A 15,343-nucleotide genomic window follows, 5' to 3' on the forward strand; every position below is an offset into this window, starting at 1 on the left:
TATGCCAAATTTAGAAGAATCATATGACGTTGTGGTGGTTGGAGCCGGACATGCCGGCTGTGAGGCGGCTCTGGCTGCAGCCAGACTGGGACTTGAGACCATCATGTTTACAGTCAGCGTGGACAGTATCGCGCTGATGCCCTGCAATCCCAATATAGGCGGCAGCTCCAAGGGACATCTGGTAAGAGAGCTGGATGCCCTGGGCGGAGAGATGGGAAAGAACATTGATAAGACTTTTATTCAGTCTAAAATGCTGAATGAATCGAAGGGACCCGCGGTTCATTCCCTGCGGGCTCAGGCGGATAAGCAGAATTACTCCAGGGAAATGAGAAATACACTGGAAAATACGGATCACCTTACCATTCGCCAGGCTGAGGTGACCGATATAATTGTAGAAAATGGTGTTCTTACCGGGGTAAAGACATTTTCAGGAGCGGTATATCACTGTAAAGCGGCTGTTTTGGCTACTGGAACGTATTTAAAAGCAAGATGCATCTACGGCGATGTGAGCAATGCCACAGGGCCTAATGGTCTTCAGGCGGCGAATCATCTGACGGATTCACTGAAGGAACACGGTATTGAAATGTATCGGTTTAAGACGGGAACACCGGCCAGAGTGGACAAACGCAGCATTGATTTTTCCAGGATGGAAGAGCAGTTTGGGGATAAAAAAATAGTACCGTTTTCTTTCTCTACGGACCCGGAAACCATCCAGAAGGAGCAGGTTTCCTGTTGGTTGACGTACACCAGCGAGAAAACCCATGAGATTATACGGGCCAATCTCGATCGGTCTCCGCTGTTTTCCGGTGCGATTGAGGGAACGGGCCCCAGATATTGTCCTTCGATTGAAGACAAGGTGGTAAAGTTCCCGGATAAGAACCGTCACCAGGTCTTCGTGGAGCCGGAAGGATTGTATACCAATGAAATGTACCTGGGCGGTATGTCGAGTTCTCTTCCGGAGGATGTGCAGCACGCGATGTACCGGACCGTTCCGGGACTGGAGCATGTAAAAATCGTTCGGAATGCATATGCAATTGAGTATGACTGCATTAATTCCCGTCAGCTGAAAGCCACGCTGGAATTTAAGACCATCAGCGGCCTGTTCAGCGGCGGCCAGTTTAACGGCAGTTCCGGCTATGAAGAAGCGGCGGTACAGGGCTTTATGGCCGGTGTAAACGCGTCTATGAAGGTTTTGGGGAGAGAGAGTTTTGTTCTGGACCGGTCTCAGGCATATATTGGTGTTCTGATTGATGATCTGGTGACGAAGGAAAACCATGAGCCTTACCGCATGATGACATCCCGGGCAGAGTATCGTCTGCTTCTGCGTCAGGATAATGCCGACCTGCGTCTGATGGGGATTGGTCACGAAATCGGCCTTGTCAGTGATGAGCAGTATGAGAAGCTTTTGAAAAAGGAGTCAGCTATTGAGACGGAGATAAAGCGTCTGGAAAGCACCAATATCGGTGCATCAAAAGAAGTTCAGGAGTTTTTGGAAAGAAATGGAAGTACTCTTTTAAAAACAGGAACGACGCTGGCTGAACTGATTAGAAGACCGGAACTGAACTATGTTATGTTAACTGAATTAGATTCTAAAAGACCAGAATTACCGGTGGATGTCATAGAACAGGTTGACATAAATATAAAATATGACGGTTATATCCGGCGCCAGAAACAACAGGTGGCTCAATATAAAAAACTGGAAAATAAAAAACTGGATGCAGACTTTGATTACAGCAGTGTAAAGAGTCTTCGGAAGGAAGCAGTACAGAAGCTGGATTTATACAGACCCATGTCGATAGGACAGGCATCCAGAATCTCCGGTGTATCCCCTGCTGATATCTCTGTTCTTCTGGTTCATTTAGAGCAGCTGCGTTATCAAAAACGGGACGAAAAGAGTGAAGAAAAGTAAGGAGCAATAGTAAGGAACAGAAGCCAGCATGATTTGAGGGAATATAAGAAGATGTGGAAGGAAGTGTAAGATGACGGCAGAATTTAAGGATAGATTAAATCGAGAATTGAATCAATTTTCTATTATTTTAGAAAATTCACAAATAAATCAATTTTACCAATATTATGAATTATTAGATGAATGGAATAAGGTCATGAATCTGACAGCAATTACAGATCAGAATGAGGTGATTACAAAGCATTTTGTTGATAGTCTGGCCCTGGTGAAAGCAATGGGAGAAATATCCACGAAGGAATATAAAATCATCGATATAGGTACCGGAGCTGGATTTCCTGGAATTCCGTTGAAAATTGCATTTCCACAATTAAAAATAACCTTAATGGATTCACTGAATAAAAGAATAAAGTTTTTAAATGAAGTGATTGAGCAATTAGGGTTGAAAGAAATTACTGCGGTGCATAGCAGAGCCGAGGATTTAGGAAGAGATAAAGATTACAGGGAACAATATGATCTCTCGGTGTCCAGAGCAGTTGCCAATTTATCAACACTTTCGGAATACTGTATGCCTTTTGTTAAACCCGGTGGTTTCTTTATTTCCTATAAATCAGGGAAAATAGAAGAGGAGCTTTCGTCTGCGAAACATGCGATTTTTTTACTTGGTGGAAAAGTTAACAGGATTGAAAGTTTTACGTTGGATGGAGCAGAAGCAGAGCGTACATTAATAAAGATTGAAAAAGTAAGTGAGATATCAAAAAGGTATCCACGCAAAGCAGGGGTACCTGGTAAAGAACCTTTAAAGTGAGTAAATGAGAAGCGGATGTTTCACGTGAAACATCCGCTTTTATAATGGCAAAACCATCCAGAGAACGAGAGTAAAATAAATCCTATTTCTTTCTATAATTATACAAAAAACATTTGGATGGTTTTGTATAACTCCATAGGATTTTCCAATTGTGGTAGATACTTGGATTCACTGATCAACGAACTTTCAATCGCAGGATTATATTCATGATATTCTCCAATCAGCTGCTTGATAGAATCCATAGCAGTTCCTCCGACAATATAAATACTGTTATCTATTTTCTTCAATGCATTGACTATATTACATTTCGTATAATTACACTTTACACTGGCATACAGCGATTTCGGAGACTCACCCAAATGTGCTGCTTCATAGTAAGCATCTACATAGGAAGATTTTACTGAATACGGATTAAAGTAATAATCCCGTGTGAATTCCTCTGTAATGGCCTGTTTGCTGGATGCAATGTGATATAATAAAGTTCCGATAATTGGAAGGTCGAGAATAAACTTATAAACTTTTGCATGCTTATTCGGTATCTGACTGCATGTAATAAGACTGTCCGGATTAATCAGCATGATTTGATCAAATAACTCTGATGACTGATTGCAGGCCATAATTACAAGAGCAGCTGAGGCACCGGAAGTGATTACATTTGTTCGATGCCCGATTTCTGATTTAATAAAGTCGGACAGTAATTGTACATATAGGAAATTCGTATAAGTCAAATCGGGTTTTTCTGATCGTCCGCAGCCTAACAAATCAATTGTATATACGGTATATTGATCTTTTAAATAATTAACCAGTTGCGTCCACTCATAGCCACTGGAAAATGCTGTTAAATCATGAACCAGTAAAATAGGTTTTCCTGATCCTGTTTTTGTATAATGGATATTTCCAAAGCGCCATTTATAACAAAGTGATTTAGATTCTGCCAGAATATTTTTGGAGGTGGCAGATACTTTAATACATTTATTGATTACTGCAGTAGCAGCAGCGCCGGCTGCCAGGGTTAGCAGTGTAAGTAATTTATTTTTTGTTTTCATGATTTCCTCCATTCCATGCACCAGTCCGTACAAGATATATACCTATTATAATATAATAGAATCCCAGTTACAACGGGGAACATATTAAAAAATTCTTAATCTTAAGAAAAATGTTTCACGTGAAACATTTTTATCCTATTTCTCTATTTTTTTTTATAAAGCATAGGAAAAAGAATTGAAATGTGCTATACTCTATTTTGAACCGTATTTTCCGGTTGCTTCAGGGAGAGGAAATATAAAAATGGGTAGAATTATTGCTATTGCAAACCAAAAAGGCGGTGTCGGTAAGACGACGACCGCAATTAATCTGTCCGCATGTCTGGCAGAATCAGGACAAAAAGTATTAACTGTAGATTTTGATCCCCAGGGTAATGCCACAAGCGGCCTTGGAATTGAAAAGGGCGAAATCGATAAAACCGTTTATGATTTGCTGGTTGGAGAGTGTGATATTGAGGAATGTCTTATTTCTAATATGCAGGAAAACCTGGATCTACTGCCTTCCAATGTAGACCTGGCTGGAGCTGAAATAGAACTGTTAGAAATAGAAAATAAAGAAGTTCTTCTAAAGACATATCTTTCTAAAATCCAGAACAACTATGATTTCATCATCATAGACTGTCCACCATCATTAAACTTATTAACGATCAATGCCCTGACGGCTGCCAATACTGTATTGGTGCCCATTCAATGCGAATATTATGCATTGGAAGGTTTAAATCAGGTGTTAAAAACAGTTAATCTGGTAAAAAAGAAGCTGAATCCATCGTTAGAGATGGAAGGAGTTGTATTTACCATGTATGATGCCAGGACGAATTTGTCATTGGAAGTTGTGGAGAGTGTAAAAAATAATTTGAATCAAAATATTTACAAAACAATTATACCGAGGAACGTCAGACTTGCGGAAGCGCCAAGTCATGGAATGCCGATTAACTTATATGATTCCAGATCGGCAGGCGCGGAAAGTTACAGGCTGTTAGCAGCTGAAGTGATAAGCAGAGGGGAAGATATTTAGTTATGGCGAAACGAACAGGATTAGGAAAAGGTCTTGGAGCAATATTCGGAGATGAAGTAATGGAATCTGCAGCGGAAGAGCAGGAAGCAAAACATCAGGCTAAGAGTAAGAGTGCTCAGGAACCGGAAAAAAAAGAGGAAGAAAATGATATTGGCAAGGAGTTAATGGTAAAAGTTACAGCCATAGAGCCAAATCGGGAACAGCCCAGAAAGGACTTTAACGAGGAGGCAATGGAGGAACTGGCTGAATCCATGAAAGTATATGGAGTATTACAGCCGCTTCTGGTACAGAAAAAAGGCGATTATTATGAAATAATCGCAGGTGAACGCCGTTGGAGAGCGGCAAAGCTGGCGGGACTGAAGGAAGTTCCGGTCGTGATCCGTGAGTATACGAAACAACAAACCATGGAGATTGCCCTCATAGAAAATGTCCAGCGTGAAGATTTGAATCCGATTGAGGAGGCTAAAGCTTATCAGCGCTTAATTCAGGAATTCGAACTGAAGCAGGAGGAGATTGCGGCCAGAGTCGGTAAAAACCGTGTAACCATTACGAACAGTATGAGATTACTGAAGCTGGATGAACGGGTACAGGATCTGCTGGTTCAAAACCAGATTACTGGCGGACACGCGCGTGCACTGCTGTCGGTAGAGGATGGACAACTTCAGTATGAACTGGCAGGCAAGATTATTGCTGAGAATCTGAGTGTAAGAGAAACAGAAAAGCTTGTTAAATCGTTATCAAAAAAGAAAAATCCCAAAGAAAAGAAAGTGGAAGATGAGAGTCTTACTTTGATTTTCCGTGATCTGGAAGAACGGATGAAATCTGCAATGGGAACGAAAGTAAGCATTAACAGAAAAGACAAAAATAAAGGAAGAGTAGAAATTGAGTACTATTCTGAGTCAGAATTGGAAAGAATAGTAGAATTGATAGAATCCATAAGATAGTAGTAACGGAAGTGAGGACGAAAGAAATGGAAAACAGTATGATGGATTTATGGCCGGTCGACCCGGGCTATATGATTCTGGGGTTGGCTGTACTTACACTAATATTGTTGATTATCGTAATCATCTGCCTGATTCAGATGAGACGGCTTTACCGCAGATACGATTATTTTATGAGAGGTAAGGACGCGGAAACCCTTGAGGAGATCATCATGGAGCAGATGGGGGATATCGAGGCGCTGAAAGCGGAAGACCGTGCAAATAAAGACTCGATCCGCAATACAAACAAGAATTACAGAAGCGCTTTCCAGAAATTTGGTCTCGTGAAATACAATGCTTTTAAAGGTATGGGCGGAAATTTGAGCTTTGCAATGGCTCTTCTTGATTATACCAACACAGGTTTTGTTTTGAACTCTGTACACAGCAGGGAAGGCTGCTACGTCTATATAAAGGAAGTAGAACGGGGAGAGACAGATGTGTTGTTAGGAAGTGAAGAAAAAGACGCTCTGGAGCAGGCACTGGGATACCATTAGAGTTGAATCCAGATACACTGACTTTGTCACCCTGGCTGATTTCTGTAATACAAGGACAAACCGTGTAGTGAAATAAAAACCCCTTTTCATTTGGGAGGAGATGATTCCTCACAAATGAAAAGGGGTTTTGTATTTAGAGAATCTCAGTCATATTCGCATGGTGCGATTCTGTCAGAGCAGCACCAATTGCGGTTCCATACTCTGCCTGTTCCGGTATAATAAAATGAACATCAAACATGGTTTCCAGAGAACAGAAAATATCCTTACACTGAGGGAATTTCGCAAGATTCCCGATCATGACGAAGTTGTTGATCTCACTGTTGAGAGAGGAAAGAATAGCGGATTTTCCAATTGCCTGAAGCACCATGTTAATGAGGCCGATGGCAATATCCTCTTCATTGACCTGCCCTCTTACCTTGCCAAAATTGGAGGCTGTGGCTGTAAGAGGAAGTCCCGGCAGCGCTTCCTTTGATATATCACAGATCTGTAAATCTACGTGGCTTAAATCGCCGCCGCTTGCAAGTTCCATAATTTTACTGATCTCCTGGGTTTTTAAGAGAAGGCTGGACAGGCCAATAATCGTGCCGCCGCCGATACCGATACCACCGGTATGTACGATTTTATCGCCGTTTACCTGGACAAAAGAGGTACCGGTCCCCATGCTGACAACAATTAGATCATTCAGGCCGGTAAAGTAGCGGCCGCCTAATCCGTTGGATGTAAACTCATCTACCTTAAAAGTAGGAATTCCATAAAGCGGCTGTTCTACATTGGCGCTTCCTACTCCTGTAATCATGATCTTTTCAATATCACCCAGTTGTATTGCATTGTCGTAAATAAATTTTCCAAAAGCACCGAAGAGAGATGCGATAGGATTATTAGCTTTCACGAATGTTGGAATTTTCAGGTTATTATTATCAAAACCAACAATTTTAGTGGTACTTCCTCCAATATCAATTCCTATGATAATTCCCATAAGCAAGAATCTCCTTTGATTGTAGCAGTGACACGCATGCTGTATAAAGATCAAAAACTTTGCCGCAGGCAGTCATACATCAAATCTGCAGCGCCGCAAGCTGCGGTTTTTTACCCCGGCGGCAGTTGTGAAGGGAGATGCTGGCGTGTGTATTCGACAATTGTATGCAAAAATAAACGGGTCACTGTTTTCAGTGACCCTAGTATATCATAGATTATTCAGAATGCAAAGTTTTTAAATCAATCCAATGATCATATAAACGGCGATGGCAATTGAAAAGACGGCCACACCCTTCTTTAGAATTTTTACATTAATGCGTCCTGCCTGTCCGGCGCCGAAGAAGACGCCGATCGCCTGGCATATAAAGCTGACCAGACAGAGAACCAAAAGCCCTTCTCTGGGACAATTGGAGAGGTATCCAACACAGGCCGGAAGTGCAATAAAAATGGAGTCGAACAGGCTGACACCAACGGCTGTCCGGACCGGCATGCCAAGCGTAACCAGGATTGGCATAACAAGAATCGGGCCGCCTGCACCGGAAAGAGAGCAGATAGCGCCTGTAATAAAACCGAACAACAGTACGAATGGCTTGTTGGCAAGTAACCCGGTATAAACCGGAGAGGCTGGCTGGGCTTCCTGTGGTGTCTCTGACTTAGTCTCTGGTTTTTCTTTCTTAAGTAAAATAGAAAGACCGGAAGCCAGTACGACCAGATAGAGAAACATCTTGGCAGTAGTCAGTGGAATCATAAAGTTAAGCTTAACACCAAGTACCGCTCCCGCTATACTTCCTGCTCCTACCAGAACCCCGAATTTTATATCCATCTGTCCCTGCTTCTGATAGCGGTAGGAACCAATGATTCCCGAGGTGAGGAAGGAAATAAAGCTTAAGGCCAAAGAGAGACTTAAATCCATGCCTAAATAGCCCGTAAATACAATGGGAAGCAGGAATCCGGCAATGCCGGAGACTCCTACCAGAGTGCCGACAATCAGGTTCATGACTGCTATTACCGGTAACATAATTCGTCCTCCATAAGATGGTTTTTCGTAAGCCAGGAATGCGCCTCAAAGCGTATTTTTTCTTCATCCAGCGTGAGAATCTCCCTGTTCTTCATCAGAAATTTCCCAGCAGCAACAGAATGAATTACATCCTGAGAAGAAACACTCTCTACCAGGGTGTGCACCAGATTATTGGTAGGGTAGAGATGGGGCTGGTCTAAGTCAATTGCGATGAAATCCGCACAGCAGCCTTCTTTTAATACACCCGCTCTATTATGTAAACCTAAAACGCTGCTCCCGCCTTTCAGTGCCATGGAGAGAATCGTCTCAGCGGGCATAATTACAGGATTTGAATCCGTAACACCGTACCGGATATTCATAATCGAACGGAAAATCTTCATTTCCTGGAACAGGCTCATGCCGCCATGAGCGGTTCCATCTGTACCAAAGGCGACGGATATTCCGCTTTCCAAAAGCCGTGGGGTATTGGGAACTCCTTTGCCGCAGTTACTGAATGGGCAATGGACGGCCTTTACTCCATGCGCTGCCATAAGCTCAATCTCATGCTCCGACAACAGAATGCTGTGTGCACTGACAAAACGTTCAGAGAGCACTCCAAGGCTGTCTAAATACTCTACAGGGCGCATCTGATATCGCTCCAGGTGGTAGTTGATTTCATTCGGATATTCATTCATATGGGCTTCCACCATGGCACTGCGCTCGTCAGCAGCCTCAAATACACCGCGAATCAGTTCCTCGGAACAGGAGATCAGGGAGCGGAGTGAATAGCAGACACTCAGCCTTCCGTCGCCGGATCCGTTCCAGGTATCGTAATACTCATTTAAACGGGAAATCGATTCAGCCGCATCAGCCCTCATAGAGTCAGGAACCTTCGTATCATCCATGGTAGACAGGGTAAGCGCGCCGCGCAGACCGGATTTTATATAGACCTCGGCCGCTTGATCCATATGAATACCGCCTGCATCAAGAAAGGCAGTAGTACCGCCGCGTATCATTTCCAGGGAACAGAGAGCGGCGCTTAAGGATACTGCCTCCGGAGTCAGAGTACTCTCAAACGGGAGCATAATCCGGGTCCATATCATAGGCAGTGCATCCAGTATCTTCCCCCGGAGCAGCTGCTGGCAGGTATGCATATGACCGTCTGTCAGGCCGGGCATCCAGAGAAGACGGCTTCCGTCGACAGTCTGGTCCGCCTCCGCAGGAACGTGAGAGCCGGAATCGCAGATAGAGGCAATGATACCGTCCTTCACAGCCACATCCACACCGGTACGGATCTTCATGTCCTCAGTGAGGATGCGGGTGTTCTTAATCAATATATCATAAACAGGTTCTTTCATATAATAATCTCCATAAATCAATTGTGTCAGGGCAAGTTAGATTGCGTGGGTCAGAGACAGGATGATATTGGCAACCAGAGCCGAGCCGAAGAAGGTGCCTGTCATAACCAGAAGCGCGATAATAATCATTTTCCAGCCCTGTTTTGCAAATGCTTTAATTTCGTTTCCGATGGAAATACCGGCAAATGCGCCTACCATAGTCAGAGGAGCCGTAAAATTAATCTTGTTGGCAGACTCAATGACAAAAGAAGAAAGAGGTGAGATCGGACAGGCCGCTAAGAGTCCCACGATGGAGCAGTAGGCTACAATCGGAAGCTTTAACGGAATAATCTTGCTCAATACAACTCCAATGCAGGAGATGACAAGGAGCACGCATACACCAGGCAGAGAATCGAGAAACGCTACCTTAAATCCAACAAAGTTTGCAGTCATAATGCCAAGGCAGGCAATAATCAGTAAAAAACCCCATTCTTTATATCTCATAATCGTCAGTCCTCCTTATTTCTCTCCACGCAGGCGTGCAATTTTGGGTTCCAGAAACGCATACAGTTTGTTGCAGAGCGGAATTCCTATAAAGATGGCAACGTAGATGCCGGTGATTCCTGAAAGTGTCTCGCTGGTACTGGCAAGAGCCGATATCTTATCGGCCATAGCCGGGTAAATCTCTGTCAGGCTGGCTGTGGCTGACGCCATCATAATGCCGGCGCCAACGCCGGATGCCATTCCCAGTGCATAGGGATGGAAAATATTTAAAGCAGCTACCATGGTAGCCATAAATCCGAAATAGATGGTACCAATCATGCCGCCGACTATGTAAATGGATAAGCTGCCGCGGGCTTCCGCTGAATCAGGTCCGTACATATCTGTGATCAAAGCCAGATTGGTTTCACGGTTGATGGAATGCGTTGCACCGATCGCCTCGCGCTTTAAACCGAGGAGAAGTGCAAATGGCAGGGCAAGGAAGATTGTACCCAGGTTGCCGATTTCCTGTAATAAGAGGGCCGGGCCGGCCTGAATCACTGTTGAGAGGCTGGCGCCTGCATTAATGCCGAGCTTTGCGATAAAAGGACATATGGCGACTATTACCAGCTTTGACGCTGCAGTTACTTCCTTCTCTTTCATAATCTTTAAGATCTGAGGTCCTGATAAAATTCCCATAAAGAGGGAATAGAAGATGGGGAACAGGATCAGCATGCCGGGGCCGAGAGGAATCTTAATCTGCCCGATGCTGTCTGCAATCAGGATAAAGATGAAGGCTAAGATGTACACGCGGTACTCTGTCTTGATCCGCTCCTTTAGGGAGGAATACTGGAAGGTTTCTTTTTTCATACACTTACGCTCCTTTTTGTAAAATGGTAACATTCGCTTCGGATATGTTTGTTAGCTCCATTCTAGCGGAAGAGAAGCAGATAAAAAAGGACAAATGAGATATTTTGCACAAAAACAGGGAAAAATGTTTCGAATATTATAAGATAATACTAAAACGGTAGAGGAAAATGAAAGAAAAAGGAAGTAAAAAAGGTCTGAGCAGACAGCAGGGAGTTCCTGACATCTGATCAGACCTTTCTTTATCAGTTCAAGCGTTGAAGCTGATTAAGCTGCGTATACGTTAACAGCCTGGATTCCACGGTTGCCCTGAGTGGTATCGAAAGTAACTTTCTGGCCGTCTTCCAGAGACTTATAACCATCAGTCATAATTCCGGAAAAGTGAACAAATACTTCTTCTCCTGTCTCGTCGTTTGTGATGAAGCCATATCCCTTTGAGCTGTTAAACCATTTTACTGTACCCTTATTCATTGAGGTACCTCCTGAATTAAAATTATTATATTTGTTCTGAAACTAAAAATCACATATTTTTGTAAATCATCATCAGAAAATAATGACTTACAAAAATATGTGAATCAAAATCTCATTAAAATACTCTCTTATCCTATCACATGGATGGAAAATTGTCAAGCAATTCTGAAAATTATTTTATTCCATATTTTACATTTGTTTTTTAACGCTGTATAATAGAAAAAGGAAAACATCGGAAAAGGAGCCGGAACATGAATTGGGAGGAATTGCTGAAACGAGCGCCAAAGCTTACAGACTATGTCAAGAATATGCCGCCGGATATCAAAAACCGCTGCGTCATAAAGGTAATACCACCGGGACAGATCATTCACCAGAAAAATTATGAACTGAATTATTTTGCATTTGTCTGCTGTGGTGATCACCGGGCCATCAATGAATTCGAGAACGGAAACGTGTATATGATCGAGAAGAACGAAGCCATTGATTTTGTCGGTGAGGTAACCATCCTGGCGGGGCAGGAGAGGACCTCCGTTACTCTGGAGACGATTACAGAATGTGTCCTTCTTCAGATGCCGAGAAAAGACTTTGAAAGGTGGATTAAGGAAGATATTGACCTTCTGTACTTAATTGCCAGCAAGGTGGCATTTAAGCTGTACCGTTCTTCCTCAAAGAATGGGGCGACACTGTTTTATCCGCCGAACTTTCTTCTCCTGGAGTATCTGGTGCAGTATGCGGACAAACATATGACAGGCAATAAAACGAGCATTACCGTTCCATTTACCAGGAATCAGCTGGAGGAGGAGCTGGGAATCAACATTAAGACCTTGAACCGTACGGTGAAGAAGCTGAAGGATACAGGCATGATCGGGATCGTGAAGGGAAAGCTGACATTTAATAAGGACCAGTATACCAAGGCCATTGCAGAGCTGGCTGTGTTGAGAAAGGGGGCAAATCACTGGTAATTCAGCTGGTTCAAACTGGAAATTATATCAGTATAAAAGTATTTATTAGATTTGAATAAAAAAGGAGGTGATATTGTTATTTTTTTGTCAAATCTATTATTGACAATTATTTAACGAAATCATATAATGATACTACAAAGTTCGTTAAAAAAATATCGAACATAAAAAAACCTATTAAACTTATTAAAAAACTGGAGGTAAGTCAGGATGGCAAAGAAAGAAGAACAGGTAAAAGTTCCGGAAATCATTGACAATGTAGACGCTTTGATTGCAAAGATGGATGCAATGAGAGAAGCTCAGAGAGAATTTGCAACCTTCACACAGGAACAGGTGGACAAGATCTTCTATGAAGCAGCAAGTGCAGCCAATAAGATGAGACTCCCTCTCGCCAAGATGGCAGTGGAAGAAACCGGCATGGGTGTTGTGGAAGATAAGGTTATCAAAAACAACTACGCAGCTGAGTACATCTACAATGCCTATAAAGAAACAAAGACCTGCGGTATTATTGAAGAGGATAAGGCATATGGAATTAAGAAGCTGGCAGAGCCGATCGGTATCGTAGCAGCTGTTATTCCTACAACAAACCCGACATCAACCGCGATTTTCAAGACACTGATCTCTTTAAAGACAAGAAACGCGATCATCATTTCCCCACATCCGCGTGCGAAGAACTGTACCATTGCAGCAGCAAAGGTAGTTTTAGAGGCTGCTGTTAAGGCCGGTGCTCCGGAAGGAATCATCAGCTGGATCGACGTTCCTTCACTGGAATTAACAAACGAAGTTATGAGAAGCGCAGACATTATTCTGGCCACAGGCGGCCCTGGAATGGTGAAGGCAGCTTACTCTTCAGGAAAGCCGGCCCTGGGCGTAGGCGCAGGTAATACACCGGTTATCATCGACGATACAGCCAATATTAAGCTTGCAGTTAACTCCATTATCCATTCCAAGACATTTGATAACGGTATGATCTGTGCTTCCGAGCAGTCAGTGACGGTCCTGGAAAGTGTATATGATGAGGCGAGAAATGAATTTGCAGCAAGAGGCTGCTATTTCTTAAAAGACGATGAGATTGAGAAGGTTCGTAAGACCATCATCATCAACGGCGCTTTAAATGCCAAGATCGTAGGACAGAAAGCGCACACCATTGCAAAGCTTGCAGGTGTCGATGTACCGGAAGATACCAAGATTTTAATCGGTGAGGTTGAATCTGTTAATATAGAAGAAGAATTTGCACATGAGAAGCTGTCTCCGGTTCTTGCCATGTATAAGGCTAAGGATTTTGATGAGGCGCTTGCAAAGGCTGCTCAGCTGGTTGCAGACGGCGGATATGGCCATACGGCTTCCCTGTATGTGAATGTAAATGAACATGAGAAGATCATGAAGCATGCCGAAGCTATGAAGACATGCCGTATCTTAATCAACACTCCTTCTTCCCATGGCGGTATCGGTGATATCTACAACTTCAAGATGACACCATCCTTAACATTAGGCTGTGGTTCCTGGGGCGGAAACTCCGTATCTGAAAATGTAGGTGTAAAACATCTGTTAAATATCAAGACCGTTGCCGAGAGGAGAGAGAACATGCTGTGGTTCAGAAATCCTGAAAAGGTTTACTTCAAAAAAGGCTGTATGCCTGTTGCACTGAGCGAGTTAAAGGATGTATATGGCAAGAAGAGGGCATTTGTTGTAACAGACTCCTTCCTTTACATGAACGGATATACAAAACCGATTACAGATAAATTAGATGAGATGGGCATCGTTTACACGGTATTCTCCGATGTTCAGCCGGACCCGACGCTTGCCAACGCACAGGCCGGAGCCAAAGCCATGAGAGCATTCCAGCCGGATACGATCATCGCACTGGGCGGCGGATCTGCAATGGATGCAGGTAAGATCATGTGGGTAATGTATGAGCATCCGGAAGTAGATTTCCAGGATATGGCCATGCGTTTCATGGATATCCGTAAGAGAGTATACACCTTCCCGAAGATGGGTGAAAAAGCGTATTTCGTAGCGATCCCGACCTCTTCCGGTACAGGTTCCGAGGTTACCTCCTTCGCAGTTATTACAGATCAGGATACGGGCGTTAAGTATCCGCTGGCTGACTACGAGTTAATGCCTAAGATGGCAATTGTAGATGCAGACAACATGATGAGCCAGCCGAAGGGCTTAACGAGTGCCTCCGGTGTTGATGTTCTGACTCATGCTCTGGAAGCTTATGCATCTGTTATGGCTTCTGATTATACAGACGGTCTCGCTTTAAAGGCAATGAAGAACGTTCTGGAATATCTGCCGACAGCTTATAATGATGGATCTAATGTTGAGGCAAGATGCAAGATGGCTGACGCTTCCTGTATGGCCGGTATGGCATTTAACAATGCATTCCTGGGGGTATGCCACTCCATGGCGCATAAGCTGGGTGCGTTCCATCACCTGCCGCACGGCGTTGCAAATGCGCTGTTAATTACGCTGGTTATGGAATTCAACGCTTCAGAAGTACCGACCAAGATGGGTACTTTCCCGCAGTATGAATATCCTCATACACTTGCCAGATATGCGGAATGCGGACGTTTCTGCGGAATCCAGGGCAAGACAGATGCGGAAGTATTAAAGAAATTCATCGATAAGATTGAAGAATTAAAAGCTGCAGTTGGAATCAAGAAGACGATCAAAGAGTATGGTGTAGATGAGAAATACTTCCTGGATACACTTGACTCGATGGTAGAGCAGGCATTTGACGATCAGTGTACAGGGGCTAACCCGAGATACCCGCTGATGAGCGAGCTCAAGGAAATGTATTTAAAAGCTTACTACGGTAAATAAGTTTAAATAGGTGGCAAAGGGCCGTACCCGATTCGCGGGACGGTCCTTTGTGTTTGGCGGGACAAGAAAGTGCCTTCGGCACTTCAACTCCCCTAGCCCCTCATTCATGAGGGGAATTTAGGGACTTCCTTTTTGCTGCTTTTTTCTTATAATAGTCTTATGAACACTTTCCAGCATATTTTTAACGA

Annotated in this window: 14 protein-coding genes; 7 read left to right on the top strand and 7 right to left on the bottom strand. The window is 43.5% G+C overall.

Annotation, left to right across the window (positions count from 1 at the left end):
• Position 1: 1 nt before the first annotated feature.
• Entirely contained in the window at positions 2 to 1,909 is a 1,908-nt protein-coding gene (gene mnmG, locus NE473_RS27465; RefSeq protein WP_155560999.1) for a tRNA uridine-5-carboxymethylaminomethyl(34) synthesis enzyme MnmG, read from the top strand.
• Positions 1,910 to 1,979: 70 nt separating this feature from the next.
• Positions 1,980 to 2,711 carry a 16S rRNA (guanine(527)-N(7))-methyltransferase RsmG gene (rsmG, locus tag NE473_RS27470; RefSeq protein ID WP_155561000.1) on the top strand — a complete coding sequence of 244 codons (732 nt, stop codon included), beginning with the start codon at positions 1,980 to 1,982 and terminating at the stop codon, positions 2,709 to 2,711.
• A 98-nt stretch (positions 2,712 to 2,809) separates the two neighbouring features.
• Here the strand turns inward: rsmG and NE473_RS27475 are convergent, their stop codons facing one another.
• Positions 2,810 to 3,757: an alpha/beta fold hydrolase gene (locus tag NE473_RS27475; RefSeq protein ID WP_256265444.1), complete on the bottom strand. Its 948-nt coding sequence runs from the start codon at positions 3,755 to 3,757 to the stop codon at positions 2,810 to 2,812.
• Between the two features lie 241 nt (positions 3,758 to 3,998).
• Between NE473_RS27475 and NE473_RS27480 the strand changes: the two genes are divergently transcribed.
• From NE473_RS27480 to NE473_RS27490, 3 genes are read left to right on the top strand one after another with little or no spacing between them, the layout of a single operon-like run.
• Entirely contained in the window at positions 3,999 to 4,769 is a 771-nt protein-coding gene (locus NE473_RS27480; protein ID WP_155561001.1) for a ParA family protein, read from the top strand.
• 2 nt (positions 4,770 to 4,771) lie between these two features.
• Positions 4,772 to 5,713: a ParB/RepB/Spo0J family partition protein gene (locus tag NE473_RS27485; protein ID WP_155561002.1), complete on the top strand. Its 942-nt coding sequence runs from the start codon at positions 4,772 to 4,774 to the stop codon at positions 5,711 to 5,713.
• A 26-nt stretch (positions 5,714 to 5,739) separates the two neighbouring features.
• Complete coding sequence (locus NE473_RS27490; RefSeq protein WP_006772627.1) at positions 5,740 to 6,243, top strand: DUF4446 family protein; 504 nt, start codon at positions 5,740 to 5,742, stop codon at positions 6,241 to 6,243.
• Positions 6,244 to 6,376: 133 nt separating this feature from the next.
• Here NE473_RS27490 and coaW read toward each other — a convergent pair whose 3' ends face one another.
• The 6 genes from coaW to NE473_RS27520 all read right to left on the bottom strand — a co-directional run bounded on the left by coaW (position 6,377) and on the right by NE473_RS27520 (position 11,370).
• Positions 6,377 to 7,219, bottom strand: a complete 843-nt coding sequence (coaW, locus tag NE473_RS27495; RefSeq protein ID WP_006772626.1) for a type II pantothenate kinase — start codon at positions 7,217 to 7,219, stop codon at positions 6,377 to 6,379.
• A 234-nt stretch (positions 7,220 to 7,453) separates the two neighbouring features.
• A complete protein-coding gene (locus NE473_RS27500; RefSeq protein WP_006772625.1) occupies positions 7,454 to 8,236 on the bottom strand; it encodes a sulfite exporter TauE/SafE family protein in 783 nt (260 codons plus the stop codon).
• On the bottom strand, positions 8,224 to 9,573 hold the full coding sequence (locus NE473_RS27505) for an amidohydrolase family protein (RefSeq protein ID WP_155561003.1): 1,350 nt from the start codon (positions 9,571 to 9,573) through the stop codon (positions 8,224 to 8,226). Before NE473_RS27505 ends, NE473_RS27500 begins: the two co-directional genes overlap by 13 nt.
• Positions 9,574 to 9,609: 36 nt before the next feature.
• A complete protein-coding gene (locus tag NE473_RS27510; protein ID WP_155561004.1) occupies positions 9,610 to 10,056 on the bottom strand; it encodes a hypothetical protein in 447 nt (148 codons plus the stop codon).
• A 15-nt stretch (positions 10,057 to 10,071) separates the two neighbouring features.
• The gene (locus NE473_RS27515) at positions 10,072 to 10,902 is read right to left on the bottom strand and encodes a DUF3100 domain-containing protein (protein ID WP_022032210.1); all 831 of its coding nucleotides are present in this window, start codon (positions 10,900 to 10,902) and stop codon (positions 10,072 to 10,074) included.
• Positions 10,903 to 11,166: 264 nt separating this feature from the next.
• On the bottom strand, positions 11,167 to 11,370 hold the full coding sequence (locus NE473_RS27520; protein WP_002605391.1) for a cold-shock protein: 204 nt from the start codon (positions 11,368 to 11,370) through the stop codon (positions 11,167 to 11,169).
• Between the two features lie 251 nt (positions 11,371 to 11,621).
• Between NE473_RS27520 and NE473_RS27525 the strand changes: the two genes are divergently transcribed.
• On the top strand, positions 11,622 to 12,332 hold the full coding sequence (locus tag NE473_RS27525; protein WP_155561005.1) for a Crp/Fnr family transcriptional regulator: 711 nt from the start codon (positions 11,622 to 11,624) through the stop codon (positions 12,330 to 12,332).
• Between the two features lie 207 nt (positions 12,333 to 12,539).
• On the top strand, positions 12,540 to 15,155 hold the full coding sequence (adhE, locus tag NE473_RS27530) for a bifunctional acetaldehyde-CoA/alcohol dehydrogenase (RefSeq protein ID WP_022032212.1): 2,616 nt from the start codon (positions 12,540 to 12,542) through the stop codon (positions 15,153 to 15,155).
• The last annotated feature ends 188 nt before the right edge of the window (positions 15,156 to 15,343 follow it).

Origin of the sequence: Hungatella sp. SL.1.14, from assembly GCF_024460495.1 — a bacterium.
In the GTDB taxonomy this organism is placed as follows: domain Bacteria; phylum Bacillota; class Clostridia; order Lachnospirales; family Lachnospiraceae; genus Hungatella; species Hungatella hathewayi.